Source organism: Heliomicrobium gestii, from assembly GCF_009877435.1.
Lineage (GTDB): Bacteria > Bacillota > Desulfitobacteriia > Heliobacteriales > Heliobacteriaceae > Heliomicrobium > Heliomicrobium gestii.
Map to the genome: position 1 here is coordinate 235,977 of NZ_WXEX01000006.1, position 17,268 is coordinate 253,244.

Below are 17,268 nucleotides of genomic sequence, written 5' to 3' on the forward strand. Positions count from 1 at the left end.
AAAATGGTTCAGCCTGACGCAAACAGAGCGCGTTCTTCAATTTCCCATTTTACAGTCTGTTCGAGAAAAAAGGATAAACTCCTTCACCTATGACTGGAACGTCTTTGAACAGCGCTCTTTTTGACCTGAAATCTACGGACTGGCAAGGAGACGGTATGTCATGCTCGACACCCAACTGTCGATTTTCAAGACCGTTGTCGACAAAGGCAGCATCTCCCTGGCGGCGCAGGAACTCCATATGACCCAGTCGGCGGTGAGCCAACAAATCCTCAACCTGGAGGCCCACTTCGCCGTCAAGCTCTTCGATCGCCTGCACCGGCGTCTGTTGATCACGACGGCCGGCAAGACCCTCTATCCCTTTGCCCTTGAACTAGAGCGCCTTTACGGCCGCGCCGGCAAGGCCATGCAGGGATTGACGCAAGATATCCGCGGCCATCTGCGCGTCGGCGCCAGCCTGACTGTCGGCGAGTATCTGCTGCCCAAACTCCTCGTCCTCTTCCGCCAGACCCATCCCAAGGTGCGCCTCGCCATGGATGTCTCCAATTCGGAACAGATCACCGCCATGGTCACCCGTGGACAGCTCGATCTGGGGTTCATCGAAAGCCCCGACGAACTCCCCGGCACGCTCATCCAACTTCCCTGCGGCGGCGACGAACTCGTCATCATCGCCCCGCCCGACATCGAACACCGGGCGCCCCTTTCCCTGGCGGAACTGTTGCGGCTGCGCTGGGTGCTGCGCGAGCCCATGTCGGGAACACGCCGCTTTTTTGAACAGTTCCTCCAATCCCATGGCGTCCGGCCTGCCGATCTGCAGGTGGTGATGGAGTTGGGCAGCACCCAGGCGATCAAAGAGTCCGTCAAGGCGGGGCTCGGTTTTTCCGTTCTTTCCCGGCTGGCCGTCGTCGATGACGTGGCCCAGCACCATCTGACCATCCTCCCCCTGGCTGAGGGGACCATCGCCCGGACCTTTACCCTCTTTTACCACCGGGAGAAGTTCGCCACCCTGGCGGCGGAACACTTCCTTGACTTTATCCGCCACCGGCTGGACGCGCCGGCATCAACCGATGGGGAGTTACAGGCTGAGGACGGCCATGGTGAATCGCCCGAAAAGGCTGAGCAGGACTGACCCGCTCACTCCCAGCAAGACGGGCGCAACGCCGACGCGCTTAAAATCGCCGATCCACACATTCAGCCCCATCCCCGCCATCGCCATGGCCATCAGGAACAGGCTGGCGCTGACCATGGCAGCGGTGATCGCCGGCGAAAAGCAATGATACGTATTCAGCAGAGCCATCGCCAAAAAGCCCACCACAAACCAGGGGATCGGCGCTGGGGTCTTCACCCTGGCGCCGATCCCTTCGTCTGCGCCGACGCCAGGGGCAGCGCCGTCGGGGAGGCCCGCGCCGGTGTTGGTGTTGGCGTCGGTTGCATCGGCGCTGGCGCGCTGGCGGTACCGCCACTCCAACGCCATCACGACAGGCGCCAGGAGGATCACCCGGCCCAGCTTCACCAGGAGCGCCTGGTCGCTGCCGCTGGCGCCGGCTGGCGCCGCTGCCGCCACCACATGGGCGATCTCATGGAGCGTCGCCCCGACAAAGACGCCGTATTGCTGCGCCGAAAAGGCAAGCACCGGCTGCAGGAGCGTGTACAGGACGGTGAATGCCGTTCCCAGCAAGGAAATCAAGGTGACCGATAGGGCCACCTCTTCGTCTTTCGCCCGCACCGCTTGCGCCGCCGCCCCGATCGCGGCAGCGCCGCAAACGCCTGTCCCAATCGCGATCAGCGATGTGAGCCGTTCGCCCACGGCGAGGCGCTTGCCGAGGAGATGAATGACGGTCAAGGCAAAGACAATCACGGTTCCATCGAGGGCCACCATGCGCCATCCGGCAGCGGCGATATCGGCAAGGTTCAGCCTCACCCCCATGAGCACGATGCCCAGCCGGAGCAAGAACTTTGCCGCAAAGGCGAAGCCCCCTTTCATCGACGCCAATCGCTCACCGGCCGCGGCGCGCACCGCCATCCCCAGCAGGATGGCCGAAACTAAGGCGCCAAAAACGGTAAAGGGAGAAAAGCGAATCAACTGTTGGGCGGCCAGCGCCACCAGCGCCGTCAACAGCATCCCGCCCACAGTCCACCGGTACTTCATCGTATCCCTCCTTGTCTACAGGCACAATCGTAACGCCTCAACAAGGAAAATGTAAAATTACTGTTGAAGATGTATGACATAAGCAAAAGTGATGAAAGACCACCACACAACACCGATAAGGAAAAGGGAAAAGAACGATAAGAAAACAGGAACAAACGTAAAAAACGATGCGACGGAGGCGGAACACGTTGAAATACCTCGTCACCGGCGGCGCCGGGTATATCGGCAGCCACACCGCCCTGGCCTTGTTGGCCGCTGGGGCAGAGGTGGTCATCCTTGACAACCTGACGACAGGCCATCGCGAACTCGCTCCCCAGGGCGTCTCCTTCTACCAGGGCGATGTGGGCGACGCGGCGCTGCTCACAGAGATCTTTGCCACCCACGCCATCGACGGCGTCCTCCATTTCGCCGCCAAAAGCCTCGTCGGCGAATCGATGCGAGACCCGGGAGGCTATTTTCTCGCCAACACGGGCCAGACGGCGGTGTTGCTGCAAGCCATGGCGAAATCCGGCGTCCGGCGCTTCGTCCTCTCCTCCACCGCCGCCGTCTATGGCGAGCCGGAACAGGTCCCCATCCCCGAAGACCACCCCGTTCGCCCCACCAACCCCTATGGTTTATCCAAACAGCTCATCGAGGCCATGCTCCCCTGGTTTGAGCGCGTCCACGGGATCCGTTGGATGGCCCTGCGTTATTTCAACGTTGCCGGCGCCGACCCGGACGGGCGCAGCGGCGAATGCCATGAGCCGGAGACCCATCTCATCCCCAATGTGCTCCAGGTGGCCGAGGGGAAGCGAGAATTCCTCTCCCTCTTCGGCGACGATTATCCCACCCCGGACGGCACCTGCATCCGCGACTACATCCATGTGAGCGACCTGGCCGACGCCCATGTGCTGGCGCTGCAAGCCCTCGCCAACCGTCGCCCTTCCGGCGTCTGCAACCTCGGCAATGGGCAGGGTTTCTCAGTCTTGCAGGTCGTCGAAAGGGCCCGCCGAGTGACAGGCCATCCCATCCCCCTGCGCATGGAGCCGCGCCGCCCTGGCGACCCGGCGGTTCTCGTCGCCTCGAATGCGCGGGCGACGGCTGAACTGGGCTGGCGCCCCCGCCATGGCGACCTCTCCGCCATCATCGAGACGGCCTGGCGGTGGCAGAGCCGGCGTGGGGACAAAGGCCTGTAAAAGTAACAGCGGAGAATGCTCATTGGAGCTTCCCCGCTGCATGGAACCCTTTTTCAACATGGCGCAGAAACAGAGGGGCTGCCGCATCGTCGGCAGCCCCTCTGTTTGCTGTATTGGTTTATCGACCATAGCGTAACCGTCCGTTACCGATCCCGGAAGGCCGCTGTCAGCGCCTGCAATGTCCTTTCCGCTTCATCATGCCGCACCTGGCAGGTGCCCACATTGAAGTGACCGCCGCCGCCATACTTGAGCATGACCGATCCGATATTGACGGAGGAAGACTTGTCGAAGATCGACTTGCCGCAGGTGAAGACGCAGTTGTCCAGCTTGCCCTGAACGATCCAGATGCTGATGTTCACTTCCGGGAAGAGGGCGTAGGGGATGAAGCGGTTGCCCGAATAGATGGGCTCGACACCGCGCAGGTCCGTGATCAACACGTTCTGCTCCACCTTCGAATGCGCCTTGATCATCCCTTTGAACAACTCGGCCTGCTCAAAGTAGAGCTCCACCCGCTCCTTCACATCGGGATCGTCCATGATCGCCTCGATGGGCTTATGGCGGATCTCATGGGCCAGCTTCTCCATCAACTGGTAGTTGCTGATGGTGAAGTTGCGGAACCGGCCCAGGCCGGTGCGGGGATCCATGACAAAGGAGAGCAGCACCCAACCGGTCGGGTTTAACGCCTCTTCCACGGTGAACTGGGCCGAGTCGGCCTTATCGACCGCCGCCATGAGGGCGTCGAAGTCGGAACCAAACTTTTCCTGTCCGCCGTAATAATCGTAGATGACACGGGCGCAGGAGGGCGCCGGACGTGACATCCCCTGGTACTGCGCCTTCAGGCTGCCCCGCTCCTCCTCGGAGGAGTGGTGGTCAAACCAGAGACCGCAACCGGGGACAAAAGGAACGTTGGCGATGACGTCATTTTCATTGACCTCAATGAGTCCATCCTGCATGTCCTTCGGATGGACAAATTTGAAGGAATCGACGAGATCCAGTTCAATCAGCAGGGCCGCGCAAGCCAAACCGTCAAAATCCGATCGAGTCAGCAGTCGCATCTTCGCTCCCCGAAAAACCGGGGATTCACCTCCCAGTCAAGCTCCTGCCTCTATTGTAACGGCAATTCACTAAAACGAAAAGCGGCAGCGTCTTTTTTCCTGTCCACAACATGGGTCGCACAGGCCAGGCAGGGATCGTAGGCGCGGATGATCCGCCCCAGGATGGTGAAGAGCGAATCGGGGCGCCCGATCTCCGTCCCGACGAGGGCCGACTCCACGGGACCCCGCCGTCCCTGCCCGTCCTTCGGCGAAAAATTCCAGACAGTCGGCGTGATGATGTCGTAGCGAACCACCCGTTCCGCTTCGACCTCCGCCCGGTGCAGCAACACCCCTCGCATGGCATCGGTGATTGCCGTCACCTGGCCTTTGACAGGCGTCTTTTTTTGAGCGATCGGCGGCTCGCCGGGGACGAGCCGGCGCAGCCACTCCCCCATCAGCCGGGCGATCCGCGCCATCTCGAGCGACCTGGCGCAAATCCGATCCATCGTCGAGGTCCCGCCGTCGTAAAAACCGTTGATCCGCATCCGCGCCAGCGGCCCCACCTCGAAGGGCTCCCCTGCGTAGCGAACTGTTTTGACGAAGCTGTAGCCCCCTGGTTTATCGGGATCGGGCGCAAGTTCCCCCTTCTCTGTTCGAAACCAACTGTGGGCCGTCTCTTCCCGGATCCACTCGCTCCGCGGCTCCGCCATCCCCTGTTCCGTCATCGCCCCGCCCTTCCACAGGAAGCGCTCGTTCCTCGGCCCAAACCGGAAGAGGCCGAAGGAGAGCAGGCGCATGGGCGTCTGGCCGATGAAAAAGTAGTCGCCATAGGTTTTGGCGATCAACGCCGTATCCGGCAACAGGCAAGTTTCGATAAAGCGTTCAATGTCTTGCAACAAGGCGCACGCCTGGGCAACCTTGTCGGCCGTCGGCGCCACACTGACGCCGCCATGGACAAAGCTATGCTGGTGGGGCGCCTTGCCGCCGAAGAGGGCCAAGATCCGGTGGCTTTTCTGCGCGGCGCCGATGGCCTCCCCATAATGGGCCACCAGGCGCGCTGTCGTTCCTTCATCAAAGCGGGCATCCGTGAGGTTTTGCCGGAGAAAGGGCGGCCGCTCCGGCATCTGTACGAAATCGGGCAGGCTGAAGAGATAAAAGTGGCGGAGATGATTCTGCAAAAAGTCAGCGCCATACATGATGTTGCGCAAGAGCTGAGCATTTTCGGAGATCTCATGGTCGTAGAGTTCATCGAGGAGATAGCTGGCCGTGGCGCCATGGGCCAGCGAGCAGATCCCACAGACCCGCTGGGTCAGATAGACGGCGTCGGTCACGGCGCGATCTCGCAGGATCGCCTCAAATCCCCGGAAGAGAGGACTGCACACAAAGGCGTCGACGACACGTCCCCCTTCCAGGATCACCTGGGCCGAGAGAAGACCGCTGAGCCGCGTGACCGGGCTGAAGAGCACCCGCTGAGGACTCATGGGTCCACCCCTCCTTTCACGCCGTCAACTTCCGGGCTCTGGCGACGCTCTCCCTCTGGCAGCGTCCCCCAGCACTCGCGGAGGTTTCCTGTTTTCGGCGGTTTCGCCTTTTTGCGGCAGCCTCGCTTTTTCTGGCAACGGCGTGAAAAAAGGCGTCGACCCGTCTGGAAAGTCCGGATTGGTGCAGCCGATGCAGGGCGTGTTCGCCTTCACGGGCCAACTCACATGATCGACCCATAAGCGGTAGGGACAGTCAGCGTACGTCTTCGGTCCTGCGCAGCCCAGCGAAAACAGGCACTCTCGGTCGCCAAGTCGCTGGGCAAACACCTTCTGATCGAAATAGGACCGCCGTTGGCAGTGCCGGTGAACGGTGCTGCCATAAAACATCACCGGGCGCCCCCGTTCGTCCAGTTCCGGCATCCCATAGAGAAGCAGGTGCGCCAGCGTCCCCACGAACCAGTCGGGATTGACAGGGCATCCGCTCACGTTGATCACCGTCCCGTCGATCACCTCGCTGACAGCGGCGCATCCCGTCGGGTTGGGCCGGGCCGCCGAAGGACCGCCAAAGGCGGCGCAGGTCCCCAATGCCACCACGTATTCGGCCGCGCTTCCCAACCACCGCACCGCATCGTAGGCTGTCAACGGACCGGCAGGCGTCCAAGCGATCACCGCAAAGCGCCCCCGCCCGCCTAGGGGAATGGCGCCTTCGACCACGAGGGTGTAGCGCTGCTTCCTGCGCTCATGGGCGTCCTGCAACAACCAAAGGGCGTCCCTTCCCTGGGCTGCCATGAACGTGTTGCTGTAGAGCAGATCGATCATCCCGGAAAAGACCTGATCGGCATAGGGGGCGGCCGTGTTCAAAAAGGAGATGTTGTTGTCGCCGCTGTCACAGGTCTCGATCCAGATGACCGGCAGCTTGCCGCCGCGCTGTCCCGCCAGGCGCCCCCGAACCAGGGGCAGCACCGCGCCCGTTAAGGCATCCCCCTTCTCAAAAGGCCAGTTCCGGCACAGCCGCTCAAATTCCGCCCTGCGCATGGACGTCCCCTCCCCGATGCCGCCTGTCACCTGTCGCCTCGCCGATCCTCCTGTTCACGGTATGTGTATGCGACGGTAGAACATGCCATACGAGAGAAAGAAAGGACGCCTCCGCCGAAGACGTCGCTTATGTATCCCTTTCTCTTTATTGTCATTGGGGCGCTTTTCAAAGGGCCCCTTCGCGCTCCCATCGCTCATGGACGTTAAACCAGTAAAACCACTGCTCGGGAACCCAGGCCACCATCTCAGCCAGCAGACGGTTCAGGCGGTTTGTCGCCTCGGTCCGCTGGTGGGGACGAAACTCCCTATGCAGGTAGACGGGCGGGCAAAAGACGAGACAGTGCTCAGAGCCACGAATCCGGTGGCCGTAAAATGGCACGACCGGCGTCTCCAGGTCCAGCGCCAGCAGCGCCGTTCCGCCGGGGCTGCGCGTCGGGCGATCGAAAAAAAGGGACGGCGGGAAGTTGGGACGCCAAAAATCGCCGAGCAAAAAGATCAGCCCTCGTTGCTGCAGGTGCCGGCGCAGCGCGCGAACCAATTCCAAGGGCGGTGTGGCGTCATAATCCAGGCCCGGGCAGCCCAACTGGTGAAAACGTTCGTAGATGGGCCGAAGTTCGGGACTGCCGGCGGTCCCCACAGTCAGGCAGGGATACCGCCGGGAAAGGGCCCAATAGGAATAAAAAAAATTCCCCAGATGGGGGGTGAACAGGATGGCCCCTCGCCCGGAGCTCAGCGCCGTCTCCAGGTGTTCCAGCCCTTCGATGGCGAAGGGCTGTTCTTGCAGCCTCTCCGGCTCGGCGACAGCCGCCAGCACCTCGTACAACGCGAGGGCGCCATGCCGAAAAAAGTCCCGGCAGCATGTGTACAAGCGAGCCTCCGACGCTTCCCCCAGCAGTTCGCCCATATTCGCCTTCACCTGTTCCCGCACGACGCCGGCGAAACGGTACAGCGCCCATCCCAGCGTCTGGCAAGCGGCCAACACGATGGGCCGCGGCAGAAGAGCGACCAGCCGAGCCAGCGATTCGAAGCGCCCTTCATCGCCGGTGATTTTCGCGATCCATTCGTACATAACAGCCCATCCCCTCACCCGCTGCCGTTAGCGCAGAAAATGCCGCTGATACCGCCTCGCCACATTGGCCGTCTCGAGGACAACGAAAAAATCGGTGGTCCGAAAGATCGGATCATAGGCCGGTTCACCGGCGATCTCCGCACCCAGCCACTGGTAGCCCTTGAGCAGCGGCGGCAAGCGCCGGTTCATCTCTTTTTCGCTGTAGGCGATGTCCACCTGTCGCAACCCCGCGATCCGGTGGGAAGCGAGCGGGCAGATCCCAAAGCGCTCCGTCACGACGCCTTTTTTCCATAACAGGCTGTACAGTTCGCTTACAGCGTCCACATCCTGCCCCGGCAGGCTCACACAGCCGATCAGGTATCGATGGCTGTGCAGTTGCAGATAATCGGCGATGCCCTCCCAGAGCCGCTGAATCACCGTGCCGTTGCGGTATTCCGGAGCGACGCAACTGCGGCCCAATTCCAAGGTGAGCCCTTTCACCGCCCTAAAGGCGGAAAGGTCGAACTCCGTCTCCGAATAAAAGCCGATATGCTCCATCACCCGGTATCCCGGGAGCAGGCGGTACGCGCCGACGACGCAATCCCTGTCCGCATCTGTCACGATCAAGTGATCACAATAGGCATCATAGGCATCACGCTCGATGCCGGACGCGTCATAGAGATGGCGATTGCCCAACTCTTCCACGAAAACCTGGTAGCGCAAGCGCAGCGCCTGTTCGATCTCGTCGGCCCGTTGCGCCAGCTTGACCTGCAACGCCGCCCGTCGAGCGACAGGGACCACTGTGCGGTTCATGGCGCACTCCCCTTTCCATACCGGTCGCTCCTCGATGATTTCCTGGAAAGCAGACCCTTTTCCGGCAAGTGCGGCAATCACAACAGTGTGAAAACTGTATCAGCCCCATCTTATCGTTTTGTTGCCAAATGGTTAAAAAATGGTAACATAACCTGCTCACAGGCGCGCACACTGAAAACGTCCCGGCACATCCGGACCCGCAAGCGAGGCCCACAGCTTTGACGAAAATCGGAATCGCCCTGGGCGGCGGCGGCATCGTCGGCTGCGCCCACCTGGGGATCCTCCTCGCCCTCGAAGAAGCGCGCATCCCCATCCACTGTTTGGCAGGAACCAGTTCCGGCTCCATCGTGGCCGCCCTCTACGGATTCGGTTACAGCGCCCGGGAACTGATCGAATTCGTCCCCTCCATCGACCGCAGCTATCTCGATTACGACTACGGCCAGTTTCTTAATAAGCTGTTCCGCAAGGACGCGCAAACGCGCGGTCTGGTGCGCGGCAAAAAGCTCTTCGAACTGATCGCCGAAAAGACGGGGGACGCCCGGATGGTCGACCTGAAAAACCCCGTCGCTATCTTGTCGGCGGACCTGCGACGAGGCCGGCAGGCGCTGTTTGCCTCCCGACCGCTCCTTCATCCCCTCCCTGACAGCGACGTCTTTTCCGACATCTCCGTCGCCCGGGCCGTCCAGGCCAGTTGCGCCGTTCCCCTGCTCTTTCAGCCGGTCGAATACAAGAACCACCTCTTCGTCGACGGCGGCATCCTGGAGAACTGCCCCGCCTCGGCTGCGCGCGCCCTCGGCGCCGACATCGTCCTCGCCGTCGACCTGGTCTTTGCCGATCCCGTCGACGCGCCTTTCCACTCCTTCATGTCCATCCTGTACCGGGTGATCACCATCAACGTGGCCAGCCAGTCGAAACGGACCGCCCAACATGCCGATCTCGTGCTTCGCCCCCATGTGGGCGGCATCGGCATGTTCGATTTCAACCAGGCGGAACACTGCATGGAGCGCGGCTATGACCATGCGAAAGAACGCCTGGACGAGATTTTCGACATCCTCGACCGGGTCGATAGGGCCTGCCACAGAAAAGCGCCATCGTCGATGACACATCTGTTAACAGGGAAACCCTTTGCCAGCTTCCGATCTCGACAGAGACTTGCGTCAACGACTTCCTCTTTTTTCAGCAAAATTCGACAGTGATTCCGAAGGTATTCCGGTGGAAGATCTTATGTCTCTCGCCGTTTTTTTCTTTACCAACCCGCAATTCATCGGTTATACTGAGCTTAAGCTCGCGATGCTTACGGATGGACGATACCCTTCTCGATTGCCACCGGCTATGGGAAGTGATGGGATGCGGTACCTCCTTAGCACGGGCAAACGATTATCGAGGAGGATTTTCTCATGTACCAAGACAAGTATCTCACCTGTAAAGAGTGCGGTAGCGAGTTCCTGTTCTCCGCTTCGGAGCAAGAATTCTACGCTGAAAAAGGCTTCACTAACGAGCCTGGCCGTTGCGCCGGTTGCCGGGCTGCCCGGAAAGCTCAACGCGGCGGTTCCACCGAACCCCGTCAAGAGCGTCAAATGTTCCCCGCCGTCTGCGCCTCCTGCGGCGTGGAAACCAGTGTTCCCTTCCAGCCCCGCGGCGATAAGCCCGTCTACTGCCGCGACTGCTTCAACAACCGCCGCAGCAACTGGTAATCCTCTGAACATACAAAGCACCCCAGGCCTGCCTTGGGGTGCTTTTTCTTTTTAAAAAATTATATCTAGAAATCAAGTATGCGATAAAGATAATGTCCCCACCCGACAAGCCCCGAATCTTTTACATAAAAATATCAGAAACCCTGTTGTTTTATACGGATATAGACTGACCTCTTCGAGGTTATCGCATTGATTTGATTTTTTTGACATGGTAAGCTTAGAACAAGGACATCTTTTCTGTTTATTTGTAAAATCTTTACGCCGATTTGGCGGTTGCGGCCATAGAAATAAAACATTATGTAGATGGGATTATGATTTGAGAAGGGATGAGTCGTATGGATTTTGAAGAAAAAAACTCAGGAACCGAACCATTGCAAAGTGAAAGGATCAGTCGACGAAGTTTTGTGAAGAACACCACCATCCTCATCCCTTCGCTAACCATCCTCGGGCTCGGACTGCTTACCAGCGGTTGTGACAGTGATTCCGATGATGACGATAAATCGGATAAGAAAGACAAAAAAACAGACAGCTCCAGCTCCAGTCAACCGGCGAAATCGACAACGACAGATGATTCGACTTCATCGAATAAATCCACCAGTGGTGGTTCCAGCCAGTCGAGCAAATCCTCGACGACATCCACCCCGACGAATTCATCGAGTCAACCGGCGAAACCCACTTCGAGTGATTCCAAAAGCAGTTCCAAATCGACCTGTGACGGCAATTGCAGCGGTTCCTGCAGCGGCAGCTGCAGTGGCAGTTGCATGACCGGCTGCAGTGGCCGCTGCTCCGGTATGTGCGGTTCCAGTTGTGGCGGCCTTTGTCAAAGCAGCTGCCAGGGCGGGTGTCATGTGACCTGCCTGCACGGCCGGTGATCCTTTATTTGACCCAGTGACTGCCGCGGGAAAATTGGATGCACGGGAGAAGGTAACGCCACATGTCCGACGGGCAAAGGAGTCAACTCGGATACAGACTGGGACAACCCTTTAAGAACTGGCAAGAAGAAAGCGTAAAAAGCATCACCTTTATCGTCACGGAAGATTGTCAGTTGAGATGCAAATACTGCTATGTTGTCGGCAAAAACAATGTGAACAAATTGGACTTTTCTATCGCCCGACGCACGGTCGACTATCTGTTGGCTGAACGGAGCCTGTTTGGCGAGAAGTCGGTCATTTTTGATTTTATCGGCGGCGAGCCTTTTCTCGAGATCGATCGGGTGGACCAGATCTGCGACTACATCAAAATCGCTATGTATCGCTTGGATCATCCCTGGTTTAACAGCTACCGGTTCAATTTCACCACCAACGGGTTGATGTATGATGACGAACGGGTTCAACGGTTTATTCAAAAAAACAAAACCCACTTGAGCATCGGGATCACCCTCGACGGCACGAAGACGAAACATGACGCCAACCGGATTTTCCCCAACGGGTCTGGTTCGTACGATCTGATCATGAAAAACATCCCCCTCTGGTTACACCAATTTCCCGACGCGCGGACCAAATCGACCGTCTCCCGGGACGATCTCCCCTATATCAAGGAAAGCGTGATCCATTTATGGGAACTGGGGATTAAGACCATCGACATCAACCTGGTCTTTGAAGATGTCTGGCACGACGGCGATGATGTCCTTTTTGAAACCCAACTCAGGGAACTGGCCGATTACATCATCGACCACCAGCTCTACGAAGACCATAATGTATCCTTCTTTTCAGAACTGATCGGAAAACCCTTGGATGCCGTTCATGACAATCAAAACTGGTGTGGCGCCGGCCGCATGCTCGCCGTCAACCATACAGGCAATTTCTATCCCTGTGTGCGCTTTGCCCCCTTTTCCCTCAATCACAAGCCTGCGCGGGTCGTCGGCGATTGTTTCACCGGTGTGGACATGAATAAGCTGCGACCCTTTCTGGTATTGGACCGGATCTCCCAGAGCAACAGCGAATGCATGACCTGTGAAGTGGCCAGCGGATGCGCCTGGTGTCCGGGCGCGAATTATGATTATGCCGACACGCCGACCATCTACCAACGGGCCACATTTATCTGTAACATGCACAAGGCCAGGGTGCGGGCCAACGATTATTTTTGGAACAAGCTGCGCGCTGCGCAGTCAACGGAGGCATAGATGGCACTCACACACCTGATGATCATGACGGAAAACGTGGTAGCCCCCATGTGCTACTATCGAGCAGAAAAAAACCAGCCCTTCACGGGATTTATTGCAAAAGAGCGCCTCACGGAGGCGATTGCCTTTGCCGCAGCGCAAAACCTGTCCGTAAATTACCTGCTGGGCGATCATCACCTGCCCGATGATTTGCTTGACCTCATGGCGCAGAGCGGCGGCGCTTTCATCTCCCCAGTCAGCGTCAGCCAGGTCCGTCCGGCCACCGTCGTGATTCGCCTGTCCGAAGACAATCTGGTGAACCTGAACGAGTCCGTTGACAATGTGATCCTCCTGGTGCCGAAGACCGCCCTGGCTCAACTGGCCAATGGGATCACCCTGTTGTCCCATCTCACCAAGCGAATCAACGTGATCTTGGAGGACATCCCTCAATTTACAGGCAATGAATTCTGGACCTATACGGAACAGTTGGAGCAAGTCATTGAATTGCTCATCGCCGCCTACTCACGCCACCATATTTTTGAGGTGAGCGTCCTTTCGGACAGGCTCATGCTCGGCGATATGAACAACTGCAACGCCGGGATCGATCATGTGACCGTGGCGCCCGATGGCGCCTTGTACCTGTGTCCCGCCTTTTTTTACCACGATCCCGCCCATTCCATCGGCCATTTGCGCGACGGGTTGCAACAAAAAAACAGCCACCTGCTCCGCCTGGACCATGCCCCCATCTGCAGAGCCTGTGACGCTTTTCACTGTAAGCGCTGTCACTTTTTATCGGTCACGACGACCGGCGAAATCCATATCCCCTCCCGGCAACAGTGCCTCCTTTCTCACATTGAACGGGATGCGTCGCGACGGTTGCTTCACCGGCTCCATACGATGGGCCTTTTCGCCAAACTCCCGGCCATCCCGGGCGTCGATTACCTCGATCCCATCTCCAAAACCCTGCGGTTACTCTACCAATAGGAGGCCCGTTCATGCGAAACCAGGAAGACTGGAAGGCTTGTCGAACCTGTAAAAAACACGGAAAAAAAGAACTGGTCGGCCAAGTGACGCCGGAAGAGCGCGACGAGATCCGCTTTCTCTATGAGCGAAAAAACGGCTTGCTGGAGCTTTCACTCACACTGAACAAATTGCCGGAACAAGAGTTGGAAAACAGCGGATTGTACCATAAACTCGTCCATGATATTTCCGATATTTCCGCCCGTTTTCAACGTTGGTGGGACGAGAAAAGCCAAACATACCGTTGGAAAAACGTCGACGGCGGCAGCTGGGAAATCGATTTTGACAGTTGCAACATCTTTTTGCGTCAATAGTCAAGGGCCTTTAGGGCGAATCATTGTCCAACAAAATCTTGCGGAAATTCTTTTCAATCTCCGGCGGCGCGTCCCCCGGGGATTTTTCTTGCGCTTCGATCTGTTGGATCTGCTTGAAGAGCTTTTTATCGGTCGTCACATGCACCCGGTAGCCCTTGTAGGTCTCCCGGATCTGCCGATCGATGGCGCTTCGGATGCCCTTCAGGCGCAGGCGATCAAAGCCGGTCACCTTCGCGCCGGCAGCGATATCGTTGCCGAGCACGAAGGCCGTGCTGTCGTCGACTCCCTGGATGGACTTGACGGCGCTTTTTACGTCCTGGGCCAGCGCCGGATCCATCCGGGAAGGCCGTTCTTGTACATCGCTGTTTTTTACTGCCGGCTGCCCGGCTGCGCAACCGCTGAACAGCAGGGCGAACGAAAGGGCCATGGCGGCCCATTTCCACCTCCGCTTCCCTTTCGGCAAACCCAAACGAAGCATCCCCCCATCTACGGACGGCATCTGCCTTCACCCTTCCCTGCGCTCTCCGAAACCCACCGCATCGTACACGCTCACTCGTCCCTTTATCCCTTCGGCTTCGCAATCAGGGAGGCGATAAAGCCGAAGATGATCGCCGCCGAGATGCCGGCGCTGGTGACCTCAAAGATCCCCGTCAGGATCCCGATCAGCCCCGTCGCCTTGGCTTCCGCCATCGCCCCATGCACCAGGGCGTTGCCGAAGCTGGTGATCGGAACGGTCGCGCCGGCGCCGGCGAAGTCGATCAGCGGCTCATAGAGCCCCAGGCCGTCCAGGACAGCGCCGGAGACGACGAGGAGGGTCATCGTGTGGGCCGGCGTCAGTTTCGCTACATCGAACAGCAACTGCCCGATGACGCAGATCAGCCCGCCCACGACAAAGGCCCAGAAGTATGTCTCCACAGTTTACGCCTCCCCTCCCATAAAACCGAATGCCTGTTTCTCAATTTCCTATTTTCACTGCCCCAGCTATCTCCATCATCGGGCTGACCAACATCAGCACTACTCCCGCTCGATCGCCACCGCATGGGCGATGCCGGGGATCGACTCGTTCTGCTGGTACGTGATCGGCGACAACAGGGCGCCTGTGGCGACGATCAGGATCTTGCGCAGTTCGCCCTGCCGCATCCGGTTGAGGATGTGCCCGTAGGTGACTGTGGCCGAACAGCCGCAGCCGCTGCCGCCGGCGATCACCTCGGCTTGCTGGTCCCGGCCGTAGATGAGGAGGCCGCAGTCGACGAACTTCTCCTCCGGGATGGCCATGCCATGTTTGGCGAAGAGGTCTCTGGCGATGTGGTGGCCCACCTTCCCCAAGTCGCCCGTGGCGATCAGATCGTACTCCTCGTGGAAGGTGCCAAAGTCCCGGAAATGGGCGGTGATCGTATCGACCGCCGCCGGCGCCATGGCCGCCCCCATGTTGAAGGGATCGGTGATGCCCATATCGACGATGCGACCGATGGTGGCCCCTGTCACCCGAGGCCCCTCCCCCTCGGGCGCGACAACGGCCACGCCGGCGCCGGTGACGGTCCACTGGGCCGTCGGCGGCTTTTGACCGCCATACTCGGTGGGGTAGCGAAACTGCTTTTCCGCCGTCGCGTTGTGGCTGGAGGTGCCGCAGAGGACATAGCGCCCCGCCCGGCTGTTGACGATCAAAGAGGCCAGGGCCAGCCCCTCCATGGAGGTGGAACAGGCGCCGAAGAGCCCCAGGTAGGGGACGGCCATCGTGCGGGCCGCAAAACTGCTGGCGGTGATCTGGTTCATCAGATCGCCGCAGAGGAAAAACTCGATGTCCTTTTTCTGCAGCCCCGCCTTGCGGACGGCGACCTCGCAGGCTTCTTCCAGGAGCTTGCGCTCCGCCTTCTCAAAACTGGCCTGGCCCAGCCAGATGTCGCCGTGGAGCATGTCAAAGTCCTTCGCCAGCGGTCCCTGGGCCTCAAAAGGTCCGCCGACGGCAGCGGAGGCGATGATCACAGGCCGGTTGGCAAAGGACCAGCTCTGATGTCCTTGCTGCATACTACAAAACCCCCGCCATGGAGAGGAGCGTCTTCACCAGCGCCACCACGAAGGCGGCGACGACGCCGAAGACGATGACCGGCCCGGCCAGCTTAAACATCTTGCCGCCAACGCCAAGGACATAGCCCTCTGTCCGGTGTTCGATGGCCGCCGAGGCCATCGAGTTGGCGAAACCGGTCACCGGCACGGCCGTCCCGGCGCCGGCGTGCTGGGCGACGTGATCGTAGACCCCCAATGAGGTGAGCGCCACCGAGAGCAGGACCAGGATCGCCACCGTCGGGTTGCCGGCCGTCTTTTCATTGAAATTGAAGTTCCAGAGGAAAAAGTTTTGGAGGAACTGGCCGAACAGGCAGATGGACCCGCCGACAAAAAAAGCCCAGAGACAGTTTTTGAGGACCGGCCGTTTCGGTTCCCGAAGCTTGGAAAAGTCATGGTACTCCTGCTGGACCGGCGTCAGGTTCTTCTTCTTTTTGTTCGACAATCCCGCTTCCCCCTCAGCGCTTCAGCAGCGGCTGCAGATCGCGGACCGTCTCCGCCATCACGCCGGCTGCCTCCGTATACATCTGTTTCGCCTGGGAATCCTTCGTGGCCAGGGCATAGAGTTCGCAATCGGCCTGGGCTTTTTTCAGGTTCACAAAGAGCAGTTCCTTCGTCTTCGGCTGTGGCAGATTGATGGCGTCATCGAAGAGATCCACATAGAGTTGGCCCACCGAATCGACCTGGGCCAGGAAGACGTTCTCCGGCGCCACGCCGATCTTCTCCAACTCTTCATGGAGCCAACGCCGGTTCAGCCCCATGGCGGCAAGGGGCTCGTCCAGAAAGTTGCCGTCCAGGATCACCGTCTGGGGCGCGCTCTCGTGGCCAACTTTTCTCTCCAGCGTCGCCGCGGTGACGGGCTGCTTCTCCTTTTTCAACAGCACGCTGAGATCGCCGCTCGGTTCCAGCAGGGCGAACTCCACGTCGGCGAAGTTGAAGACATTCTTCCGCCGCAACTGGCTCAACAGATCCTCGGGGCTCATGCGGGCCTCCATCAACCTGGCGTCAAGGACCTTCCCATGGTTGATCAGGATCGTCTCCTTGCCCTGCACCAGATCGCGCACCGTCTTGAACTTGATGGACAGGTAAAAGAGGGCGATGGGAAAACCGATCCAGACGACGATCGCCATCAAGGCGCTGGCCAGATCGCCGGCCAGGTTGAGCGAAAGCGCCCCGGCAACGACGCCAATGGCGACGACGACGATCAGGTCAAAAAGAGTCAACTGGGAAAGCTGCCGCTTGCCGAGCAGCCGCGCCCCTGCCAGGATGAGCAGGAAGACGGCTGTCGAACGAAGGAGGGCAATCATCCATTCCGGCATGAGGTAAACTCCTTATTCACAAAAGAA

General features: G+C 59.1%; 19 protein-coding genes. 8 read left to right on the plus strand and 11 right to left on the minus strand.

From position 1 onward, the window contains the following. Positions 1 to 160 precede the first annotated feature (160 nt). Positions 161 to 1,126: a LysR family transcriptional regulator gene (locus tag GTO89_RS09095; protein WP_161261754.1), complete on the plus strand. Its 966-nt coding sequence runs from the start codon at positions 161 to 163 to the stop codon at positions 1,124 to 1,126. On the opposite strand, the gene GTO89_RS09100 is transcribed toward GTO89_RS09095, so the two are convergent. Then, positions 1,073 to 2,146, minus strand: a complete 1,074-nt coding sequence (locus GTO89_RS09100) for a YeiH family protein (protein ID WP_161261755.1) — start codon at positions 2,144 to 2,146, stop codon at positions 1,073 to 1,075. The two genes, GTO89_RS09095 and GTO89_RS09100, sit on opposite strands and share 54 nt — an antisense overlap. Positions 2,147 to 2,334: 188 nt before the next feature. Here GTO89_RS09100 and galE point away from each other — a divergent pair, with 188 nt between their 5' ends. After that, complete coding sequence (galE, locus tag GTO89_RS09105; protein ID WP_161261756.1) at positions 2,335 to 3,321, plus strand: UDP-glucose 4-epimerase GalE; 987 nt, start codon at positions 2,335 to 2,337, stop codon at positions 3,319 to 3,321. 143 nt (positions 3,322 to 3,464) lie between these two features. Here the strand turns inward: galE and GTO89_RS09110 are convergent, their stop codons facing one another. The 5 genes from GTO89_RS09110 to GTO89_RS09130 all read right to left on the minus strand — a co-directional run bounded on the left by GTO89_RS09110 (position 3,465) and on the right by GTO89_RS09130 (position 8,732). Next, positions 3,465 to 4,376, minus strand: coding sequence for a DHH family phosphoesterase (locus GTO89_RS09110; protein WP_161261757.1), 912 nt, complete (start codon positions 4,374 to 4,376; stop codon positions 3,465 to 3,467). Positions 4,377 to 4,426: 50 nt separating this feature from the next. Beyond that, on the minus strand, positions 4,427 to 5,836 hold the full coding sequence (locus GTO89_RS09115; RefSeq protein WP_161261758.1) for a nickel-dependent hydrogenase large subunit: 1,410 nt from the start codon (positions 5,834 to 5,836) through the stop codon (positions 4,427 to 4,429). A gap of 24 nt (positions 5,837 to 5,860) precedes the next feature. After that, positions 5,861 to 6,871, minus strand: coding sequence for a hydrogenase small subunit (locus tag GTO89_RS09120; protein ID WP_161261759.1), 1,011 nt, complete (start codon positions 6,869 to 6,871; stop codon positions 5,861 to 5,863). A 166-nt stretch (positions 6,872 to 7,037) separates the two neighbouring features. Beyond that, entirely contained in the window at positions 7,038 to 7,940 is a 903-nt protein-coding gene (locus GTO89_RS09125; RefSeq protein WP_161261760.1) for a lysophospholipid acyltransferase family protein, read from the minus strand. A gap of 27 nt (positions 7,941 to 7,967) precedes the next feature. Then, the gene (locus GTO89_RS09130) at positions 7,968 to 8,732 is read right to left on the minus strand and encodes a GNAT family N-acetyltransferase (RefSeq protein ID WP_161261761.1); all 765 of its coding nucleotides are present in this window, start codon (positions 8,730 to 8,732) and stop codon (positions 7,968 to 7,970) included. Between the two features lie 218 nt (positions 8,733 to 8,950). On the opposite strand from GTO89_RS09130, the gene GTO89_RS09135 reads away from it, so the two are divergent. The 6 genes from GTO89_RS09135 to GTO89_RS09160 all read left to right on the plus strand — a co-directional run bounded on the left by GTO89_RS09135 (position 8,951) and on the right by GTO89_RS09160 (position 13,861). Continuing rightward, on the plus strand, positions 8,951 to 9,928 hold the full coding sequence (locus tag GTO89_RS09135; protein ID WP_161261762.1) for a patatin-like phospholipase family protein: 978 nt from the start codon (positions 8,951 to 8,953) through the stop codon (positions 9,926 to 9,928). A gap of 201 nt (positions 9,929 to 10,129) precedes the next feature. Next, the gene (locus GTO89_RS09140; protein ID WP_161261763.1) at positions 10,130 to 10,426 is read left to right on the plus strand and encodes a zinc-ribbon domain containing protein; all 297 of its coding nucleotides are present in this window, start codon (positions 10,130 to 10,132) and stop codon (positions 10,424 to 10,426) included. A gap of 335 nt (positions 10,427 to 10,761) precedes the next feature. Then, the gene (locus tag GTO89_RS09145; RefSeq protein WP_161261764.1) at positions 10,762 to 11,298 is read left to right on the plus strand and encodes a hypothetical protein; all 537 of its coding nucleotides are present in this window, start codon (positions 10,762 to 10,764) and stop codon (positions 11,296 to 11,298) included. Between the two features lie 62 nt (positions 11,299 to 11,360). After that, positions 11,361 to 12,548, plus strand: a complete 1,188-nt coding sequence (locus tag GTO89_RS09150) for a radical SAM peptide maturase, CXXX-repeat target family (RefSeq protein ID WP_161261765.1) — start codon at positions 11,361 to 11,363, stop codon at positions 12,546 to 12,548. Further along, complete coding sequence (locus GTO89_RS09155) at positions 12,549 to 13,511, plus strand: CXXX repeat peptide maturase (protein ID WP_161261766.1); 963 nt, start codon at positions 12,549 to 12,551, stop codon at positions 13,509 to 13,511. It abuts the gene before it with no gap. A gap of 11 nt (positions 13,512 to 13,522) precedes the next feature. Continuing rightward, complete coding sequence (locus GTO89_RS09160) at positions 13,523 to 13,861, plus strand: CXXX repeat peptide modification system protein (RefSeq protein WP_161261767.1); 339 nt, start codon at positions 13,523 to 13,525, stop codon at positions 13,859 to 13,861. Between the two features lie 10 nt (positions 13,862 to 13,871). Here the strand turns inward: GTO89_RS09160 and GTO89_RS09165 are convergent, their stop codons facing one another. From GTO89_RS09165 to GTO89_RS09185, 5 genes are all read right to left on the minus strand, one after another. Next, positions 13,872 to 14,360, minus strand: a complete 489-nt coding sequence (locus GTO89_RS09165; RefSeq protein ID WP_161261768.1) for a YhcN/YlaJ family sporulation lipoprotein — start codon at positions 14,358 to 14,360, stop codon at positions 13,872 to 13,874. A gap of 62 nt (positions 14,361 to 14,422) precedes the next feature. Continuing rightward, the gene (spoVAE, locus tag GTO89_RS09170; RefSeq protein ID WP_161261769.1) at positions 14,423 to 14,776 is read right to left on the minus strand and encodes a stage V sporulation protein AE; all 354 of its coding nucleotides are present in this window, start codon (positions 14,774 to 14,776) and stop codon (positions 14,423 to 14,425) included. 99 nt (positions 14,777 to 14,875) lie between these two features. After that, positions 14,876 to 15,886: a stage V sporulation protein AD gene (gene spoVAD, locus GTO89_RS09175; protein ID WP_161261770.1), complete on the minus strand. Its 1,011-nt coding sequence runs from the start codon at positions 15,884 to 15,886 to the stop codon at positions 14,876 to 14,878. A gap of 1 nt (position 15,887) precedes the next feature. After that, complete coding sequence (spoVAC, locus tag GTO89_RS09180) at positions 15,888 to 16,367, minus strand: stage V sporulation protein AC (RefSeq protein WP_161261771.1); 480 nt, start codon at positions 16,365 to 16,367, stop codon at positions 15,888 to 15,890. Between the two features lie 13 nt (positions 16,368 to 16,380). Continuing rightward, a complete protein-coding gene (locus GTO89_RS09185) occupies positions 16,381 to 17,241 on the minus strand; it encodes a DUF421 domain-containing protein (RefSeq protein WP_161261772.1) in 861 nt (286 codons plus the stop codon). Between the last annotated feature and the right edge of the window lie 27 nt (positions 17,242 to 17,268).